The 17270-nt window shown below is 68.8% G+C and carries 19 protein-coding genes and 1 tRNA gene; 4 read left to right on the top strand and 16 right to left on the bottom strand.

The window, feature by feature from the left end; all coding sequences use genetic code 11:
* Window positions 1–296 precede the first annotated feature (296 nt).
* Window positions 297–1595: a tetratricopeptide repeat protein gene (locus PQI07_RS29485; protein ID WP_274928452.1), complete on the top strand. Its 1299-nt coding sequence runs from the start codon at window positions 297–299 to the stop codon at window positions 1593–1595.
* Window positions 1596–1619: 24 nt separating this feature from the next.
* On the opposite strand, the gene PQI07_RS29490 is transcribed toward PQI07_RS29485, so the two are convergent.
* The 5 genes from PQI07_RS29490 to PQI07_RS29510 all read right to left on the bottom strand — a co-directional run bounded on the left by PQI07_RS29490 (window position 1620) and on the right by PQI07_RS29510 (window position 4971).
* Window positions 1620–2654, bottom strand: coding sequence for a hypothetical protein (locus PQI07_RS29490; RefSeq protein WP_274928453.1), 1035 nt, complete (start codon window positions 2652–2654; stop codon window positions 1620–1622).
* A gap of 62 nt (window positions 2655–2716) precedes the next feature.
* The gene (locus PQI07_RS29495; protein WP_274928454.1) at window positions 2717–2947 is read right to left on the bottom strand and encodes a hypothetical protein; all 231 of its coding nucleotides are present in this window, start codon (window positions 2945–2947) and stop codon (window positions 2717–2719) included.
* Window positions 2948–3080: 133 nt separating this feature from the next.
* The gene (locus PQI07_RS29500; protein WP_274928455.1) at window positions 3081–3929 is read right to left on the bottom strand and encodes a Mom family adenine methylcarbamoylation protein; all 849 of its coding nucleotides are present in this window, start codon (window positions 3927–3929) and stop codon (window positions 3081–3083) included.
* Between the two features lie 124 nt (window positions 3930–4053).
* A complete protein-coding gene (locus tag PQI07_RS29505; protein WP_274928456.1) occupies window positions 4054–4491 on the bottom strand; it encodes a hypothetical protein in 438 nt (145 codons plus the stop codon).
* Window positions 4492–4608: 117 nt separating this feature from the next.
* A complete protein-coding gene (locus PQI07_RS29510) occupies window positions 4609–4971 on the bottom strand; it encodes a hypothetical protein (RefSeq protein WP_274928457.1) in 363 nt (120 codons plus the stop codon).
* 240 nt (window positions 4972–5211) lie between these two features.
* Between PQI07_RS29510 and PQI07_RS29515 the strand changes: the two genes are divergently transcribed.
* Window positions 5212–5538 (top strand): PsiF family protein, encoded by a 327-nt coding sequence (locus PQI07_RS29515; protein ID WP_274928458.1) that lies wholly within the window; start codon window positions 5212–5214, stop codon window positions 5536–5538.
* Between the two features lie 162 nt (window positions 5539–5700).
* Here PQI07_RS29515 and PQI07_RS29520 read toward each other — a convergent pair.
* Window positions 5701–5775: transfer RNA gene (locus PQI07_RS29520), tRNA-Val, on the bottom strand.
* Window positions 5776–5891: 116 nt separating this feature from the next.
* On the opposite strand from PQI07_RS29520, the gene PQI07_RS29525 reads away from it, so the two are divergent.
* On the top strand, window positions 5892–6641 hold the full coding sequence (locus PQI07_RS29525) for a hypothetical protein (protein WP_274928459.1): 750 nt from the start codon (window positions 5892–5894) through the stop codon (window positions 6639–6641).
* Window positions 6642–6707: 66 nt separating this feature from the next.
* Here PQI07_RS29525 and thrS read toward each other — a convergent pair whose 3' ends face one another.
* From thrS to PQI07_RS29555, 6 genes are all read right to left on the bottom strand, one after another.
* Window positions 6708–7928: a threonine--tRNA ligase gene (thrS, locus tag PQI07_RS29530; protein WP_274928460.1), complete on the bottom strand. Its 1221-nt coding sequence runs from the start codon at window positions 7926–7928 to the stop codon at window positions 6708–6710.
* Between the two features lie 363 nt (window positions 7929–8291).
* Window positions 8292–9926 (bottom strand): CREC-EF hand family protein, encoded by a 1635-nt coding sequence (locus PQI07_RS29535; protein ID WP_274928461.1) that lies wholly within the window; start codon window positions 9924–9926, stop codon window positions 8292–8294.
* Window positions 9927–10200: 274 nt separating this feature from the next.
* Window positions 10201–11370 (bottom strand): GGDEF domain-containing protein, encoded by a 1170-nt coding sequence (locus PQI07_RS29540; protein ID WP_274928462.1) that lies wholly within the window; start codon window positions 11368–11370, stop codon window positions 10201–10203.
* A gap of 51 nt (window positions 11371–11421) precedes the next feature.
* Window positions 11422–11808 (bottom strand): hypothetical protein, encoded by a 387-nt coding sequence (locus PQI07_RS29545; RefSeq protein ID WP_274928463.1) that lies wholly within the window; start codon window positions 11806–11808, stop codon window positions 11422–11424.
* A gap of 5 nt (window positions 11809–11813) precedes the next feature.
* Window positions 11814–12257, bottom strand: a complete 444-nt coding sequence (locus PQI07_RS29550) for a hypothetical protein (RefSeq protein ID WP_274928464.1) — start codon at window positions 12255–12257, stop codon at window positions 11814–11816.
* Window positions 12244–12606 carry a hypothetical protein gene (locus PQI07_RS29555; RefSeq protein ID WP_274928465.1) on the bottom strand — a complete coding sequence of 121 codons (363 nt, stop codon included), beginning with the start codon at window positions 12604–12606 and terminating at the stop codon, window positions 12244–12246. Before PQI07_RS29555 ends, PQI07_RS29550 begins: the two co-directional genes overlap by 14 nt.
* 162 nt (window positions 12607–12768) lie before the next feature.
* On the opposite strand from PQI07_RS29555, the gene PQI07_RS29560 reads away from it, so the two are divergent.
* On the top strand, window positions 12769–13623 hold the full coding sequence (locus tag PQI07_RS29560; RefSeq protein WP_274928466.1) for a hypothetical protein: 855 nt from the start codon (window positions 12769–12771) through the stop codon (window positions 13621–13623).
* 104 nt (window positions 13624–13727) lie between these two features.
* Here the strand turns inward: PQI07_RS29560 and PQI07_RS29565 are convergent, their stop codons facing one another.
* From PQI07_RS29565 to PQI07_RS29580, 4 genes are all read right to left on the bottom strand, one after another.
* Window positions 13728–14678, bottom strand: a complete 951-nt coding sequence (locus PQI07_RS29565) for a helix-turn-helix domain-containing protein (protein WP_274928467.1) — start codon at window positions 14676–14678, stop codon at window positions 13728–13730.
* A gap of 157 nt (window positions 14679–14835) precedes the next feature.
* A complete protein-coding gene (locus PQI07_RS29570) occupies window positions 14836–15138 on the bottom strand; it encodes a hypothetical protein (RefSeq protein ID WP_274928468.1) in 303 nt (100 codons plus the stop codon).
* Between the two features lie 2 nt (window positions 15139–15140).
* Window positions 15141–16619, bottom strand: coding sequence for a hypothetical protein (locus PQI07_RS29575; RefSeq protein WP_274928469.1), 1479 nt, complete (start codon window positions 16617–16619; stop codon window positions 15141–15143).
* Between the two features lie 116 nt (window positions 16620–16735).
* Window positions 16736–17083 (bottom strand): hypothetical protein, encoded by a 348-nt coding sequence (locus tag PQI07_RS29580; protein WP_274928470.1) that lies wholly within the window; start codon window positions 17081–17083, stop codon window positions 16736–16738.
* Between the last annotated feature and the right edge of the window lie 187 nt (window positions 17084–17270).

The following is a 17270-nucleotide window of genomic DNA, read 5'->3' on the forward strand; positions in this document are numbered from 1 at the left end:
ACCGGTCTGCCGATCGGTCCGTGTCGGATCAGCATAGCGCGGGATCGCGCAAGGCGTTTCGGGCATGCTGCCATCCCGGAGCGCACCATGGGCATGATCCTCGGGCAGCCCGAACCGAGTATGTGCGGCAAGTGATATCCAGGAAAAAATCGAGCGATTTCATTTCTTGAACACGAAGTACATTGCCGCTGCTTATATCTTGAAGACGAAGTAGCGTGCGAAGCGGAATATATTTGTAGTCCCTCATTGACTTCTTAAGAGATTAGGCTCGATCATGAGCAGATCAGGAGATCGCCATGTCGAAACGACCGAGGAAGTCGTCATCCCTGCTCGGGACGGAGGTTGCCGGTGTGCATATTCCCGACGACCTGAAGGAGGCTCTGGCGGCCATCGAGGGACACATGGCGATGGAGCATGCCATCGAGGTGCAGCCGAGCCTGGAGCGGCTCCGCGCGATGCACCGTCTGCGCGTCGCGTCGCGCCTCGATCCGCACGCCTCATACAACCTTGGCAATCTCTTCTCAGAGGCCGAAGACCTGCCCGGCCCCGGGAGGCGACGCAGGCGAACCTCAACGCGCCTCGCGCTTTTCGAGCGCACGATCGTCCTGGGATTGGAACGGCTGCGCGACCCCCGCGAGCCCTTTGGCCGGGCCCCGCGCGCGGAACGGGACGTCCGCGACATCGTCAGCCGCGCGCTGACGAACATCGGCGCCCACCTTTCGAACTCCGGCCATCCCGATCGCGCGACCGAGCACTTCCGGCGCGCGACGCACCTCTTCCCCGGTAACGCGAACGCTCAGGTCTGCCTCGGGAACATGGGCGTCTGGTTCTCCGACCGGACCGGTGTCGCTCCCCTCGACGGCATCGCCGCCTGGGAGGTCGCGGCCGCCACGGGAGAGGACTTCTGCCACGAGAGCGCGAACGGCTGCCCCTGCCGCAACAAGCTCGCTGCCCGCGCCCGGCAGATCGAGCGCGACTATGGCCCCGAGCATGCCGCGCGATGGGTCCGGGCGAACCTTTCGGATCCCGACAGGCGCAAGCCGGCCGACGGCTTCGGCCCCGTGGCCCGTTCGGCTTCGGATGCGCAGCGTCTCGGCGCGGAGTGGTCGCCGGCCGCGACGAAGGCGGCCGAGGTCGTCGGGCGTGCCCTCGAGCCGTTCCGGCACGAACCCCTGGAGATCAGGGTCACCCTCGCCTCAAGCGCCCTGGGCAGTCTCTGTCGTCTCGCCACTCCCCAGGGCGTCGGCAATCCCGGGCTGATGACGACGGCGATCCGCATGATGGGCGGCGTCGAACCCCTCGAACCGTTCCTGGGCGATCGCGAGTGGCGGTATCTCGGACCGCCGGATACCGACTACCTGCTCGAGGCCGGCATCCTGAAGCGCCTGGAACCCGCCATCAGGGCGATCGTTCTGGGCGTGCTCGATGTGGGCGGCGTCGCGGTGGCGGATGCCCTTCAGGCTCTGCTGTTCCATGTCGACACCGGCTTCAGGAACGGGATCGCCAGCATGGCCGCGCCCATGGTCGGGCGGGGAGATGTCGGCGTCCTGATCTTCATCCCCGCCACGATGATCGGGAGGCCGCCTCGTCACTGAGGCCGCCTCATCCGTCGGACGCCCTCAGGCGTTGGCCGGGCCCTGCAGACGTCCGGCGACCGCCGGGGAAGGCTCGATGCCCTCAATCTCGAAGATGCGCCTTCGATGCGCTTCCCATCGGCGGCGGCCGGCGTAGCGGTCGAAGTCGCGTTGCAGGCCGCAGTCGTTTCCCGGATCCTCGCCGTACCGGATCAGGTCTGCCACGCTACGCAGGACCTCGCCGGCGCGCCAGGTTTCGCCCGGCTGCAGCGAGGAGGCCTGGGCGGCATCGTGCCAGCGGGCCACCATCCCTGGCGGCAGGTTCTGCAGATCGTCCGCGAGCCGCGATGCGACGAACGGGCCGGCCCGCGAGGCGACGGTCACCAGATCGTCGGCCCCCATGAAAGCCGGGTCCAGGTGCTCCACGCCGCCGAGCTGCAATCTCCCATGCTGCGGTTCGGCCCCCATCGCCGAGCAGTAGGCCTGGGCCGCGCCGACGCGATCGGCGGCGAACTCGTCCATGCCGTTCATCTCCGACCTGCAGTCGTGCGGCATCCGCAGGAGGATCCCCGGGCGGCCCGGCACGGCCTGCCAGACCGGCGCCGGCGTCCGGACCATCACCTGTCCTTCGGAGACGACGGCATGCCGAGCGACGACCGCGCGCATGGCGGCGGCCGTCGCGTCGATCGCGCCATCTTCAATGTACGGGGCCCTCGCCGCCGGATCGGTCGAGCGGACGTATCCGTCCAACATCCTGTCCGTGACCGGCCTGCGGGTCACGCGATGCAGCGACCCGTCGACCGGAAGAGGCACCGGCGTCGCCTTGGTCCGCCGCAGGAACTCGTTGAGCCGCGACTGGACGGATGTCGCCCCATCGCCGCCCGCGGCGAGATCGAGGAATGCGCCCGCATCATGTCCGGCATAGCGGACCCTACGGCCGTCGGAGAGGACGAATTCGCCGGCGGGCGGAAGCGGTCCGACCTCCTCGAGCTCGCACGGCACGGCCAGGGTCAAACGCGCCGGCGAACCGTCGGTCCTCATGACGTCGCAGACGACGAAGCATTCGAGGGCATGTCCCATGGTAGGCGGCTTCCTGCAGGCCGGTTCCATGATGCAGCGGGCAGCCGAAAAACGCTCCCTCCCTACTCCTCAAGGAGTAGGAATGCGGGATCGGTCGCCGAGGCGAGGCGGGCCGCCAAGACGTCGACGGGCGTCGCGGCGGCGGCGAAGGCGATCACGAGCGCGAGAAGGATCGCCCCGACCAGGACCAGAACGGCGGTCACGGCGTCGGCGTGCCTGCGCTGGGAATGGATGGCGGTGCAGCCGAGGGTGAAGACGCCGGCCTGGATGCAGCTGGCCGCGAAGGTGGTCATGTCGGATCTCCGGTCAGGCACGGTCGGCTCGCGTTCCTTCCGAAGGAATGACCGGGATACGACAGGCGCGCAATCCCGCCGCCGGTCCTCGAACCGGCCCCGGACCACGGGCTGCGCGCCCTTGCGGCCGGCATCAGGCCGCGAGCTTCCACTCCTTCGGGTAGCCCTCGCGTCCGGTCCGCGTGATCGATCCGACGTGCCGCCGACTGCGGCGATCCAGGCCGAGCAGGTAGACGTGGTTGCCGGGGTGCTTGAGCCGATCGAACGCCCCCGAGGCGAGCGCGCGCCCGACCCAGGACCGGGGATCCTCGCCGTGGCCGCGCTCGGGCGCACCCATCTCGACGAGCTGCCGGGCGGCGTGATCGGCACCCCGCTCCTCGTTGCGGATCTTCGACAAGGCGCGCTGGGAGACCACGCGGCCGTCCTTCGACAGCAGCAGCGTCCTCGGCGAGCCCTTGCCGAAGTAGCCAAAGTTGAGAGCCTGATAGATGGTCCCGATGTGCCCCGCCTTGAACACGTTGCCGCGCGCGTCCCGCCGCTCGGTGGGGTCGGCATAGCTCACGACGCCGGCGATCTCCGGCTTCTCCGCCCGCAGGGCCGAGAGGGCGCGCGCCACGAACCAGCTCTCGCCGTCGGCCAGGACCTCGTCGAGCAGGACCAGCCGGCTGAGCTCGACTCCGTTGTTCGGCTCGACGCCGATGTAGCGGGGCACGGAGCGCTCGTTCATCGGCACGCCGAAGACGCAGACCCCCACGAGCCTGGATGCACCGACGCCGTTCCTTCGCATCAGGCCGACGGCCAGCCGCGCGGCGGGGTAGGATCCGGAGTAGTGGTGACCGGTCACGAAGGCCTTCGCGTCGCGGTCGCGCAGGATCTCGACCCCGAACTCGGAAGGATCGATCCGCTCGGCCGCCGGACGGCGGTACTCGCGACGGTCGCGCCAACGCTGCGCGAAGGAGTGGACGGGAGCTGCGGCGTCCATGGTCTGTCCTGCTGGCCGGAATCGGAGGCGGATCATGCCTTCGTCGCGAGCTGCAGGCGAGCGTGTCCTTCGACCATCGTTGACGAAACGCTACCAGCGGCGTCCTGCCGGCCGCGGGTGCGGCTCATTCGGCCGGAGGGAGCGCGTCGCCGCGAAGGCGGACGACGATCCGGGATCGCAGCGCGGGCGCGAGAGCCGGCTGCGTGGAGGACCAGATGTGCGCCGTGAACGCGCGGCCCTGAAAGGCCAGGATGGCGGAGAGCACGAGCAGATCCGTCGCGTATCCGGCCGACAGGCCGCGATCCAGGGCCGATCCGGCGGCGAGCGCGGCGGCCGCGTACGAGGGAAGGCAGGCGGCTGCGATGCGGAACTGCGTGCCGAGGGCGGCTCCACGCCTCGCGCCGAAGCCGCAGGCGAGCAGTACGGCGGCTTGGCAGAGCAGCACGCCCCCGACCCTCGCGAAGGCGTCGTCGCCCCTCGCGGCCGCGCCCGCGACGGTCGCGATGGACATCAGCCCGGAGAACAGGGCGGTGGCGACGAAGGGACGGTGCGTAGGGTTCAAGCTGATCTCCGGTCCGTGCCGGACGGTAGCGGAACGGGTTGCGCGTCGCCATGGGCACGGAAGGAACAGCCGCAGCGTTGCGGCGGTCGTAGGCGATCGGCAGCCGCGTCCGGGATCTCAGCGGGCGGGAGCGGCCTGAGGTGCGGCGGGGAGCGGCGGCGGCGGCTCAGACTGCGGGGCCGGGTGGCCGAACGCCTCGGCATCGCGCCGGCGCCGGTCGTCCCGCTCGTTCTCGTTCGCCTCGTGCTGCATCTGCTTGTGGAGCCCGAGCACGGCGGCGCCGGTGCCGACGATCGAGCGGCGGACGCCTTCCTTGCACTCCTTGTTCGCGGCGCACTGCAGCGCGATGCCGGACAGCGCGAGTGCTCCCAGGACCGCCCCCGTCTGCTTCAGCGGCTTGAACACGTCCGTGGCGTGGGCGACGGCGGGTGCCGCCACGATCCCGACCGCGACGGTCATCGAAATCATCATCTTGCGCATGCGAAGTCTCCCTTCGACATGCTGGCGGGGACACATGTAGGCCCGGTTCAAATCGTTCGATCAAATTTATCGAAACCGTGGTTGCGCCGAAGTTTTCCTGCGCAGCCCCTCGACCCCTGAATTCAGTGGATCGGCTTCCTTCCCGTCGGTTGGTCGCAATTTCGTTTGTTGAAGGTCGCCAGAACCTCCTTGTCCATGGTCGGACGAGGCCCATACCGAACAGGTCGAAGGAGGAACTCCATGAAAAGGATCGCAGCAACACTGATCGCCGTCGCTCTGGCCGCGCCCGCGCTCGCCCAGACGCCGGCCGCCACGCCGGCGAAGGAGCCCAGCGCCGCGCAGGCCGCACAGCGCGACCGGATGACCAGCTGCAACGCCGATGCGGGTTCGAAGAACCTCAGCGGCAGCGCCCGGAAGAACTTCATGTCGGACTGTCTGTCGGGCAAGCCACCGAAGGCTCTGACGCCTCAGCAGGCGAAGATGGGCTCGTGCAACAAGGACGCGTCGGCGAAAGGGCTCAAGGGCGCGGACCGCCGCTCATTCATGAGCACCTGCCTGAAGGGTTGATCCCGCGTCACGTTCCGTCGCGGACCGAGACCTGCGGCGGGACGGAGCCGATTGAAGCCCGAACTCGAACCCGGATTGACCGCGCCTCTGCGTCATGGGTCCGCCGGTCGCGAGTATTGCTTCGTACATCGAGCGAGGCTTGACCTCGAACGTCGTTCGTTCTGGTGGTCCCGGCAGGGATTGAACCTGCGACCGTCGCCATGTCATGACGCTGCTCTCCCGCTGAGCTACGGGACCGGCGCCTTCCTACTGCACAAGGAACGGGAAACCAAATCGCACTCCTTTATCCGCGAGCCTCTCGTGTCCGATGCCCGACGGTGGCATCGTGGCGACCTCGGTTCTCGGAGGCATGGATGCGTGGTCTTGCAATGCTGGCGATCGCCGGCGCGGTCTTACTCGGGCCGACACTGGCCCGGGCAGACGAGAGGGTGTCGGGCGAGTGTCTGATCTCCGTCGGAGGCCGGGCCTATCTGGACGGTCCCTGCAGCATCACGCTCTATCCGGGCGGCGGTTTCCAGGCGTCCGGGCGTGGTCGGCACCCCTACTTCGCGACCCTGGACATCGATTCCGACTCCGGCGGCGCCCAGGCATTCTGGAACGGCGTCGATGCCGAGAGCCACGCGCACGACCGGCTCGGCACCGTCGTCCGGCAGGGCGGCTGTTGGGTGAACGCCGACGCGCGGGTCTGCGCATGGCGTCCCGGCACCCGTCCCAGGTCCGAGGCTCCCGCTCCTTCGCGTCCGCCGACGGCCTGGACGGCGGGCGGAAGCAGGAAGATCGACGTCCCCATCGTGATCGGCGGCAGCGAGAAGTTCGATGCCTGCTTGGGTGCTGGCCATGTCGTCGGCCTGGACCCGCAGGGCGACGGCTTCCTGTCCGTGCGCAGCGGCCCGGGCGGGAAGCCCTATGCCGAGCTCGATCGGCTGTTCAATGGCAACGAGGTCGCCATTTGTGACGAGAAGGGCCCATGGCTGGGCGTGGTCTACGGCCCGCGCTCGATGGACTGCAACACCGGCACGCCTTGGCCGACGCGGATGCCCTACACCGGACCCTGCAAGGCGGGGTGGATCCATTCCCGCTACGTCAAGGTCACGGCCGGCTGAAGCCGGAACCGCCTCGTTGCGACACGGGGCGGTTCCGGCAGCGCCGGCGGGCGAGGCGCGGTCGGTCTAGGCGACCTCCCTGACCGACATGCCGCCGACATCGGCCGACGCTGCGGCCGCGATCCGCGATGCGAGTTCGTGGGCGGCGATCACCATCTGAGCCCCATCCCCGATGCGGAGCGCGACGCTACCGTCCTTCGTCTCCCGTCTGCCGACGACTGCCAGGACGGGGATGCGTAGCTCTCGCGCCTCCACGATGCGGCGCGCGAGAGTCCCGTTCGGCGGGAAGAGCCGCGCGCGCCATCCCACGGAACGCAGCATGGAAGCGAGGTCGTGGGCATAGGCGCTCTGCTCGTCCGACAGCGGAAGGATCGCGACCTGCTCGGGAGCCAACGGGATCGGCAGTCTGCCGGCGTGGTGCTCGAGGAGGACCGCGATCATCCGCTCCATGCTGCCGAGGACGGCGTGGTGGATCATCACCGGAACCGCACGGCCGCCGTCCGCGGCGATGTAGGTGGCGCCGAGCCTGCCCGGCAGCACGTAGTCGAGCTGTACGGTTCCGCACTGCCACGAGCGGCCCAACCGGTCCCGCAACGCGAACTCGAGCTTCGGACCGTAGAAGGCTCCTTCGCCGGGTTGCACCTTCGGCTCGAAACCGCACGACCGCGCCGCCTCGTCGAGCGCCGCCTCGGCGGCCTCCCAATCCTCGTCGCTGCCGAACCGCTCCGCCGGGCGTGTGGAGAGGGCGACCTCGATCTCGTCGAAGCCCAACTCGGCGTAGACGTCGCGCAGCAGCCCAATGAACCGCACGACCTCGGCAGGTACGTCCGACGGCCTGCAGAAGATGTGGGCGTCGTCCTGGGTGAAGGCACGAGCTCGCATCAGGCCATGCATGGCGCCGGACGCCTCGTTCCTGTGGCAGGCCCCGAACTCGGCGTAGCGTAGCGGCAGCGAACGCCAGGACCGGACGCCCTGATTGAACACCTGGACGTGGCAGGGGCAGCTCATCGGCTTCAGGGCCATCGGACGATCCTCGTCGGCGACCGCGAACATGGCCCCTCCGAACTTCTCCCAGTGCCCGCTACGCTGCCATAGGGAGCGCGGCATCAGCTGAGGTGTGCGTATCTCCTCGAAACCGAGAGCCTGCATCCGCTTCCGCACGAGGTCCTCCAGCGCCCGGTAGAGGGCGTGCCCCCGCGGGTGCCAGAACACCTGTCCAGGAGCGTCCTCCTGCATGTGGAAGAGACCGAGCCTCGGTCCCAGAACCCTGTGATCGTAGTCGTCCATCGCGTTTCTCCTCGCTGCCGGCGGAGGCGCGGACGGAAAGCGATGCTCGGAATGAGAAAGGCCCCGTCCGTGTCCGGCGGGGCCCCTGGAAGCGTGCGGATCCTCAGATCGCGCGACCTCGGGACGAGCCGCCGTAGGCGGTCGTCGTGGTGGTCGCGGACACTGGGCGCATCGGCTTCATCTTCGAATGGTGTTGTGTATCGCAGCCGCCGCCAAGGTCGCGGCCGCCGATCCGTCCGATGCAGAGACCAAGCGGTCGATCGCCAGTCCTGCTCGGCGTTGGCATGGCCTATCAGCGTCTCGCAATCGGCCGAGGAGCGCGGGGGAAGCGGGTACGCGCACGGCCCAAGTTCGGTCCGGCGCTCAGCAGCGTGCGCCTGCCGCGACCGGCTCCCCGGTCTCCTCGGAGACGATGCAGGAATGGCCAGGCGAGCCCTCCGGCATCGGCACCCCGCGGCCCAGGACGAACCGCACCGAGTGCGCCCCGTTCAGGCCGGCCGGCAGCCTGACCCTGCGCAGAATCAGAAGCCCGCTCGCCGTCGCCGCGACGACTGGCCGATTGTCGGCTTCGAACATCGATCGCCTGCCGACGCCGACGGCTTTGAGCGCGCCCTCCTCGATCAGTTGGGCGAGCCCGGCCTCCTGAGGCAGGACTCCGTAGCGCTTCACCGGCAGCGGCGCGGCGACCTGCTCCGGGGCGACCGACACGAGGCCCGCCGGGTTGAACCGAAGCATCTCCGCCCACGTCGCCCTGGCCGGCCCGCCGGCCGGCAGCGCGACGGCGCCCGGCAGCGCGGCCTGCGCGTCTGGTCTACCGGACGGCACGCCCATCGTCGCGATGCTGTAGGCGCCGACGGCCGCGTCGGGCGCGCGTCCGAAGAGGGCCTCGATAGTCGTGAGCGCCGTCGTCCATTCGCGGGACTGCGGCTGGTAGAAGTAGGGCAGACAGGCAGCTTCCGCCGCGAACCGGACCCGTTCCGGCGGCACCCCTACCACGCCGACGCGGGGCCGTTTCTCCGCACCTGCCTGTTGTGAGGAGGCAAAGACCTGCGCGACGCGTTCCACTGCTCCAGTCACGAGCCAGACGTTCGCGTCGTAGCTCGACAGGACGAGATGGAGCGGTTCGGGACCGGGCTCGATCACCAGCCGGGAGACGGTGACCTCGCGGTCGTCGCCTCCGATGCTCGCGGTCGAGAGCGCCGCGCCTTCGTAGGCGCCTACCACAACGAGCCTCGCCCCTGCCGGCGCCACGGGGACCCGGCAGGCCGCGGCGCGTTTCCGTCCCTCGGCCGCGCGTCGTCGCGCGCTGTCAGCCCGCAGAACCGCGTCCCGCGCCGTGGCGATGGCCTGAGCGGCCCGCTCGACCTCGTCTTTCGACAGTTGCCCGTCGCCATCGCCGTCCGCACTCCGGAAGGCCGATTGAAGCGCCGCGTCCCACTCCGCCGCACTGATCACGCCGTCGCCGTCCGCGTCGAGGCTCGCGGGTGCGCGAGGGCCCCCGTCGTCCGGGCCGCGCCGACCCTCCACCTGCACCGCCGCGGCACGGCGCATCTCCTCGAAGCTGATCGTCCCGTCGTGGTCGAGGTCGTCCTTGAGGGCATCGGCGACGAGCTTGTCGAGCACAACCTTGCGCTGCTCGGCCGTCGGCTCGATGGATCCGCTCGCCGAGCGCAGCGGCTGATCTGCTTGGCGATGGAAGAATGCCACGAGCTCGTCGCGGCTCACGGCGCCGTCGTTGTCGAGATCCCTGGCAAGATGCTGCTGGATGATCTGCGCGCGGCGTTGCGCCTCGGCAGCCTGCAGGTTGCGCTCGTAGTCTTTCGGCGAGATGCCGTCGCCGTCGCGGTCGATCTCGCGGAATCTGTCGCGCATGGCCTGCTGGAAGAGCGACCACGTCAGGCCCGGCCGCAGGTACTGACCGAGTTGGGCGCGCGCCCAGTCCCCCGCCGAGACGTCCGCGGGGGACTGGGCCTCGACGCCGGACGCCGCGAGAGCCATGGCCGTTCCAAGCAGCGCGACGGGAAATCGGATCATGATTCAGGTGGGCCAATCAGATGCAGGCGGATCATGACAGAATATAGTGAGCAGAAGTAAATTCAGATCGGCATGGATAGCCCGTCTTCCAATGTACCGCTTTACGGAAAATTGGCCTTATATCTGTCTTATGCCTGATGCCGTCGAAGGACGAATGTCATGATGCCAACACATGAAATGCGAGCGTCAGGATCGATCGCCTAGTCTTTCCCCGCATCTAAACTCATGAACTGCCGCCCTAGGCTGCCTGGAGCTCCTGCGGTTCTGCGCTCTCGAGGCGGTTTCGGCCGAGGGCCTTGGCCTGATACAGCGCGCGGTCGGCGGAGACGAGCATCTCCGCAAGCCCCCGGGGTCCCGCCTCCTGCGAGGCGAGGCCGATGCTGACGGTGGCATGGATCCCAGGACCGTCCTCGCGCGCCGCAGCAGCTGTGAACCTGCGTGCGATGGCGAGACCGACCCGGCGTGCCTGACGGGGTCCCAGGCCCGGCAGAAGCGCCGCGAATTCCTCGCCTCCCAAGCGGACGAGAAGCGCGCTCGGGCCCGCCGTCTCGCGTGCCACTTCTGCGAAGAGCCTCAGCACCTCGTCCCCTACCGCATGGCCGTGGCGGTCGTTGATCGCCTTGAAGTGGTCGAGGTCGAAGGCGAGGAGCGCGATGGGTTCGCCGCCGCGTCGCGCAGCGAGGACGCGTGCGCCCTGTTCGAAGAAGGCATGCCGGTTCGCCAAGCCGGTCAGCTGGTCGGTGTGCGACATGCGCAGGAGATGCCGTCTGTCCTCCTCCCGGATCAGCGCAAGGAAGGACATCGGCATCGCCACCGCGAACAGGACGGCCTCGAACATCGTGGCCTTGGCGACCATGGGCAGCACATCGGGCCCGTAGTGCTGGACGAGGACGGGCGCGACGAACGCGCGGCCAAGGTAGAAAAGGGCATGTGCGGCTAGCACCGACACCGCGACAGGCCGTGACCGCAGCCCCTGGACGGTGCGGCTGCGCAGGAGCGTCCAAGCCGTCAGGGCGCAGGCCAATGCTATCGGCAGGGCCGAGACGTGGTTCCAGAGGGCTGCGGGAAACGAACTCCCGACGACCGCCCAGACGACACCGAGGGCGCCGAGCGCGCAGACGGACGATCGCGCATGCCGCTTCCCGTCCAGGCCGGCGGCCGCGTTCAGGACCAGCAGGTAGCCGGTCATCATGAGGAGGTTGGTCGCCCCCATGCCGAGCGCGACCGGGAGATGGCTGCGGTTCATCGCGACCAAGCAGCCGGCGACGAACGCGACGAGGCCTCCGATCAGGGTCCCCAGGACGCCGGCGCGGCCCGGATGGGCCTGCCGCTCCCAGAGCAGGAGCGCCGCCGAGACCACGAGTGTTCCGACCGTCAGGTACCACAGGGTTTGAAGATCGATCTGCATGGCTCGTACCGCTTTGGATGGGCATTTTAGCGAAGTCGCGCAGCGGTTCCCCTAAGTTGCACCCGACTTTGCGGGCATGGTTCGCGTCAGGTTAAGGTCGGTCCCAGGTTCGGCTTCGGGCCCGGTGGTGAGGCTCGGCGACGTGGCATCGGCATGCGCGCGGCGCCCGGCGTCCGTCACCCTGGTCCAATAGGCGCCTTCGAGCCCAGGCTTGAACTCGGCCAGCCCGCGCCCGACCAGGGACCGAAGCGTCGCCGGACTGAAGGGCCACCCGCATCCGGGCCAGTGATAGGAGGGCTGGAGCGTATGCCAGTAGAGGGCGGCGTAGATCTGCCGCTGCTCCTCGGTCCTGCCTTGCCGGCGCCAACCGTCCGAGTACTCGACCAGGACCTCGAGGGCGGCGAGCTGCGAAGCGTTGAGGGCCTTGGGCTGGCGCACTCCGTTCACGCCTCGCCGGTCGAAGCGCGCGCCTGCTCCTCGACGATCGCCGTCCTGGCGGGATCCAGTCGGGACGCGAGACCGGTCACACCGAACGCCGCATCGATGCAGGTGGCGAGGCTGGCCAGGGTCGCGCGGGAGATGCGGCCCTTGGCGATCTGATCGCTCGCGTGGCCGGCGAACCGTTCATGCCGGGCGCGATAGAGGACGAGGACGGCCGGCGCGTAGACGCGTCCGAACCCCCGTACGCCGCAGGCCGCATGCCAATGGCCCTCCACCACGAAGAGGCGGACCGCGTCCCCCTTCCGGGCGATCAGGCGTCGGCGTTCGCCCCAGTCGATGCCGCGATCGTGCCGCGGCAGCGTCTCGCGGGCGACGAACCGCACCTTTGAGGCGGCCTCGTCGACGCCGGGGTCGGACCGTCCGGGCAGCCTGCTAGTATCCGTCATGAGCCTTGAGGACCTTCACGGTCTCGACGCAATCGGGCAGGAGCTCGTACCATCGACGGCTCGGACGACCACCCGGATCGTCGGCGCCGTAGACGATCCCGGTCTCCCGGACCGCGAGCACGCCGGCGAAGTCCGGCCGGCCGGGCGCTCCCGCGATCCGGATCTCCCAGCGGCGGGTGGACCGTTCTCCCGTAGTGCCGTGGCCGGCATCGAAGGGTTCGGATGCGGAGCGCCCCTGCTCCACGCCGGAGATGCCGTAGCCTCTCCGCAGCAGCTTGCGCAGCGTGCCCGTCAGCATCAGGTCCGCAGTCGTGTCCGCCGCTGCGACGGCATCGAGATCGAAAGACATGGCAGGAGCATGCCATTCCTTCATGACGCGTCCAAGCGATGCCTTCGTCGAGGGTTTCCAAGACCTTGCCGCATGTCGGTCGCGACCGGCGGCATAGGAATGGAAGGCGTTTTTCACGTACACGTTCTATGGTCGGGCGTCGATGGACTGGACCGCACTCCGATGACCCAACACGCCCGCGCAACGAACCGCAACGGACTCGTCGGCGACTATGCCGATTTCGCGCCCCGCCGGCGCTCGATGGCGGAATTCATCGCCATGGCCCGATCGGAGACGGCAGGCGAGCGCTTCACCGTCGAGCGCCAGTCCCGCGAGGTCGGCGACCGCGACGGCTACGCCTTCGTTCGCTACCGGCTGGGCTCGGACGAACTGACGCGCGATCTGGATGCGGTCGGCGGCGCCGGTTTCTCGACGTCGGACTATCCGGACATGGCTGCCTTCTTCGGCATCCTGGACGAAGCCGGGAAGCCGCAGCTCGTCCTCAACGTCATCGACGACGACGGCATGGCCGTCTCCTTCGTCTTCGCGGCCAAGGATGCGACCGTTCCGTCGGAGGTCGTCCACGATCTCCTCGACCGCCTCGACGTTCCGGCCGCCTGGAACGCCGGCGCGGACAAGGATCTGGCAGGCCGTTTCGATCTGCGCTGGGACGACGTCGCGGGCTGGGTGCGCCAGGAGCCCCGCCACCTCGTGAAGGTCGAGTTCGAGCGCATCTGCTTCGGCACCAAGCCCGTGCTCCGTGAGGCGGTCGACGTGTTCCTCCTGCCCGATCCCGCTCACGACATGGCCGACGCCGACGCCGAACGGGCGTACTGGGCGAAGCATCACTACCGGGAAACGGCCTGGGACGAGTTCCGGCGGCTTCCGCAGAGCGAGGGGGTCAGGGCGGGCTTCTCCAGCTGGATGACCAACGGCGAGCCGCAGACCGTGAAGGTGCTGAACGACTGCCTGGACAGGGATATCGCTCGCATGGCGGCGGACGTGGAGGAGGCAGCTCCGTCCGTGCCGAAGGGCTGACCACGCGGTCCGGCGGTGGCGACCCTGCACCTGGCCGTCGAAGATCGCACGATGCCACACCGGATCCCGGACTCAGGGCGGGATCGGTCGTCCACCGACGAGAACTACGTCACGCCCCGGCGGATCCTGAGGATGGACGCCCTGTAATCGCGCGGGCTGGAGCCATATGCCTTGCGAAAGGCACGGCTGAGATGAGTGCCGTCGCCGAAGCCGTAGGTCTCTCCGATCTGGCCGATGGACCGCCGCTCGAGCGGATCGTCGAGAGCCGCCCTGGCGGCGGCGAGGCGCTGGCGCGCGAGGTAGTGCGCCACCCCGCCCTCCGGTTCGAACAGGCGATAGAGTTGTGTGCGGGACATGCCGAGCGCCTTCGCCATCGCGTCAATGCGAAGCGGCGTCGCGAGTTGGGAGCGGAGAAACTGCTTTGCGATCCTGAGGCGCGCAGCGTCGAGCGGCACGCCGGCGCGCGCAGCTCCTTCCATGCTCGGGCGGGCGCAGGCCGCGAACATATGGAACGTCGCCTGGGCGAGGTGGGCCGCGTCCAGCGTCGGGATCACATGTCTGTTCGCGGCAAGGCTCCGGATGTGATCGGCGAACAGCCGACCCGCCCCGCCTCGCAGTATCAATCCGTGGAGCGCGTCCTCGTCCGGCAGCAGGGCGGCCACGGCCGAACGAGGAAGCGCGACGATCAACGAGTCCGTCTCCGCCACGCGGCTGCGCCGATAGGGCTGCGACAGGTCGTTGAGGCTGACCGCACCCGCCGGCACGTCGAGCACGCCGCGTTCGGTCTCGACGGTGTAGGCGTGCTGGCTCAGGTGCAGGACGAAGCCGTCCATGCCGTCGCGTCGGATCTGCGCCTTCGTTCGGCCCGGCCCCTGCGGCGCGGCGTTCATGATGCGCAGGGCCATCGGACCCATCTGGGTGGTTTCGATGCTCCCCGAAAAGTCCTGCGGGTCGGCGTCGAGGTCGTGGGCGGAGAACAGGGCGCGCCACGCTTCGAACCGATCTCGCTCGGGCAGAGCATCCGTCGTGAATAGTGACCTGGGTACGAAGCTCACGGCATCGGCTCTGGCGGCCTTGGATCGGCGCTGTTCTTAGAACGTACCGTGCATCCGAGCCGTTTCATTCGGGATACAGTCCGCACTTATCCCGCCCGCTCGCTCTGCAAGTGAGAGATCACGGCCGTCTCATCCCGCAGCCTGTCGGGGACATTGCTCAAGGCGGCGCCAGGGCCCCCTCCGACATGAGGTCGGCCGCGTCGCCCACGCGCCGCTGCCAGTGCTCCCGTTCCGCGAGGTCGCGGAACGGCCGCCACCGGCGGATGCGCTCCTCCGACACGACGGCAGGGATCATCCGGTTCTCGGGCGAGCGCGGCACGATGGCCTCGATGAATGGGAGCGGGCTCTCGATCCGGCAGGCCGGCCAGGAGAAGCCGGTGCTCCAGATCGCGATCCCGAACACGCGAAGGGGGGCGTCGTCCCAGCGCACCTCCGCGATGGACACATGCTCGTCGCCCATGATCAGGCTCCCCTCGCCGCGCGCGCGGCCAACGCCTCGTCGTAGCGCGACTTCAGCATCGCCCCGAGGCCTACGACGGGCCCGAGCGGCGTCTCCTCGACCACTTCGAGATAGCCCGCACCGACGGCCTCGCGCGCGGCCTTCGTCGTCGCGGAGTCGCAGAGGTAGGGGGCCGAGTAGTTGACGTACGCGCCGGCGACCAGATGCACCACGGCCTCGATCCGACGCTTGCCGGCCGCCTGCCACGCCTGCGAGCGCTCGGTCCGGACGTCGTCCGCCGTGACCTGCACGTCGATCTCGGACGAGTCACACCATGCGAACACGGGATCGTCCGCGAACCAATCGATCTCGTCCTTGTGGACCGGGCTGGCCAGCGGGCATCCGTGGCAGTCGCACCTGCTCTCGTCGTTCTTCGCGGGGTGGGCGCATTCCCGGCTCCCGTCGTCGGTGTGACGGCGGAAGCGACACCAGGACTGGAAAGCGTCGAAGCTGACGGCATAATCACGCGGCGCGAGCTTCCTCGGTGTCGGCTTGGCATACTTCCAGAGCCTGAAGCTCGTCCGCTCGCCCCCGCCGCGGTCGGTGCACTCGAGCCACCTCGCCTTGGCGACGCGGTCGAAGATATGGCGTGCGACCGGTTCGCCTCCGACGCTATAGGCCCATTCGTCTCCGTCGCATTCGATCATGGCATCGATCGTGGCACCTGCCACGACCTGGGCGAGCAGGACGTCGCGGGCGTCGTCGTCCTCGGGCGTGAAGATCGACGGCTGCCCCTTGACCGGCAGATCCTCGATCCGCCGCTTGCCGACGGCCAGTACGCTCCGTGCCAGTCGGAGTGCGGCGTTCGCGAAGCTGAAGACCCGCCTTTCGTCCAGGCGGCGACCGTCGACCAGCATCCGGACCGGCCAGCGGCCCGGCGTCGCCGATACACCGGAGACCATGCCGAACAGGCCGCACACGGCCTCCTCCAGCCCCGTCGGCGTGGACCAGTCGGAGATCGCGAACGTCACCGGGTGGTCGTGCTCGCCCTCCTTGCGCAGGTGCACGAGGCAGCCCTGGCCCAGGAAGGCCTCAGGAAGCGCCTTGCGGGGCTGCGTGGCCCCTTTGGAATAGACGTCCGCGAAATCGTAGAAGCCGACCTCGCGGATCTCGATCGGAAGCGGTCGATCCGGCGCGGCCAACAGATCGGCGACGAAGACGTCGGGTGCTTCGAGCACCTCTCGCAGAGCCGTGCGGGCCGCGTCGACGTGCCATCGCGCCAGCCTCTCGATCACCTCGGGGTAGTCGCATTCGGAATGGTGGGGCCGCAGCATCAGCACAGCGTCGTCGACCCAAGCCTCGAAGATCGCTGCGTGCGAGACGATCGCCGCAAGGACGAGAAGCTCGTCTGCAGGTCGGGCGAGATCGCAGCGCAGGCAGTCGGCGGCCCAGGACGTTCGGGGCGACCGGGCCCGGGCGGGCGAGAATCCGTAGGACGGCATCCGAAACTCCTGTTGGGCACCGATGCTTCGCTACACGAAGGCGGCCAGACAAGTTCGTCCTTCGCGAACGGTCCGGGGCGTCCCACGCCCCTCGTCCGCGATCTTCGGCACGGGGTCTATCCGAACCGCATCGCCGGCTCGCCGGCGTCCGCCGCGGGGTCGCGCTCCGGCGAGCGATCGGAGCTGCCGTACCCGTCCTCGGCTGCAGCCGCCATCGACTCGGTTCCTTCGATCGCCTCGTCCTGCGCGCGGGCCTCCTCGCCGCGCAAGGCCTGAACGACGGCGTGGTCTCCGCCGAGCGCCGCGAGTGCACGGCGCAGAAGGGCGTTCTCGGCCTCCGCCCGTTCCCGCGCGGCTTTGTGGTATCCCTGTTCGACCGCGATCTTCTTCGTGCCTTCCCACTGCCGCGTCTTGTCGGCCAGTGCGGCCTCGAGCTCCGCGATGCGCTGATCCTTGCCGTCCATGGTCTTCGCCCCTGAGGAAGGGTTCGCCCGCGACCGGACTTCGGATCCGCGGGTCCGCCGTGTCTACGCGCACGAGGTGCGACGCTGCCTCCCGTGCCTTATGGATGTCGATCCTTCAACGCACAGGCCCGCGTGCGCAAGCCAGTCTTTCGCGAAGGGTTTACGGTATCGTACCGGCGAAGCACCG

This window comes from Methylobacterium sp. 092160098-2 (assembly GCF_028920805.1).
GTDB lineage: Bacteria > Pseudomonadota > Alphaproteobacteria > Rhizobiales > Beijerinckiaceae > Methylobacterium > Methylobacterium fujisawaense.

What these genes read in the sequence shown, in the direction of transcription:
- PQI07_RS29575 (WP_274928469.1), bottom strand. Translation starts at nt 16,619, where the DNA reads ATGCCGTCCTACGGATTCTCGCCCGCCCGGGCCCGGTCGCCCCGAACG.
- PQI07_RS29555 (WP_274928465.1), bottom strand. Translation starts at nt 12,606, where the DNA reads ATGTCTTTCGATCTCGATGCCGTCGCAGCGGCGGACACGACTGCGGAC.
- PQI07_RS29540 (WP_274928462.1), bottom strand. Translation starts at nt 11,370, where the DNA reads ATGCAGATCGATCTTCAAACCCTGTGGTACCTGACGGTCGGAACACTC.
- PQI07_RS29495 (WP_274928454.1), bottom strand. Translation starts at nt 2,947, where the DNA reads ATGACCACCTTCGCGGCCAGCTGCATCCAGGCCGGCGTCTTCACCCTC.
- thrS (WP_274928460.1), bottom strand. Translation starts at nt 7,928, where the DNA reads ATGGACGACTACGATCACAGGGTTCTGGGACCGAGGCTCGGTCTCTTC.
- PQI07_RS29535 (WP_274928461.1), bottom strand. Translation starts at nt 9,926, where the DNA reads ATGGCTCTCGCGGCGTCCGGCGTCGAGGCCCAGTCCCCCGCGGACGTC.
- PQI07_RS29570 (WP_274928468.1), bottom strand. Translation starts at nt 15,138, where the DNA reads ATGGGCGACGAGCATGTGTCCATCGCGGAGGTGCGCTGGGACGACGCC.
- PQI07_RS29510 (WP_274928457.1), bottom strand. Translation starts at nt 4,971, where the DNA reads ATGCGCAAGATGATGATTTCGATGACCGTCGCGGTCGGGATCGTGGCG.
- PQI07_RS29525 (WP_274928459.1), top strand. Translation starts at nt 5,892, where the DNA reads ATGCGTGGTCTTGCAATGCTGGCGATCGCCGGCGCGGTCTTACTCGGG.
- PQI07_RS29560 (WP_274928466.1), top strand. Translation starts at nt 12,769, where the DNA reads ATGACCCAACACGCCCGCGCAACGAACCGCAACGGACTCGTCGGCGAC.
- PQI07_RS29490 (WP_274928453.1), bottom strand. Translation starts at nt 2,654, where the DNA reads ATGGGACATGCCCTCGAATGCTTCGTCGTCTGCGACGTCATGAGGACC.
- PQI07_RS29485 (WP_274928452.1), top strand. Translation starts at nt 297, where the DNA reads ATGTCGAAACGACCGAGGAAGTCGTCATCCCTGCTCGGGACGGAGGTT.
- PQI07_RS29500 (WP_274928455.1), bottom strand. Translation starts at nt 3,929, where the DNA reads ATGGACGCCGCAGCTCCCGTCCACTCCTTCGCGCAGCGTTGGCGCGAC.
- PQI07_RS29550 (WP_274928464.1), bottom strand. Translation starts at nt 12,257, where the DNA reads ATGACGGATACTAGCAGGCTGCCCGGACGGTCCGACCCCGGCGTCGAC.
- PQI07_RS29515 (WP_274928458.1), top strand. Translation starts at nt 5,212, where the DNA reads ATGAAAAGGATCGCAGCAACACTGATCGCCGTCGCTCTGGCCGCGCCC.
- PQI07_RS29580 (WP_274928470.1), bottom strand. Translation starts at nt 17,083, where the DNA reads ATGGACGGCAAGGATCAGCGCATCGCGGAGCTCGAGGCCGCACTGGCC.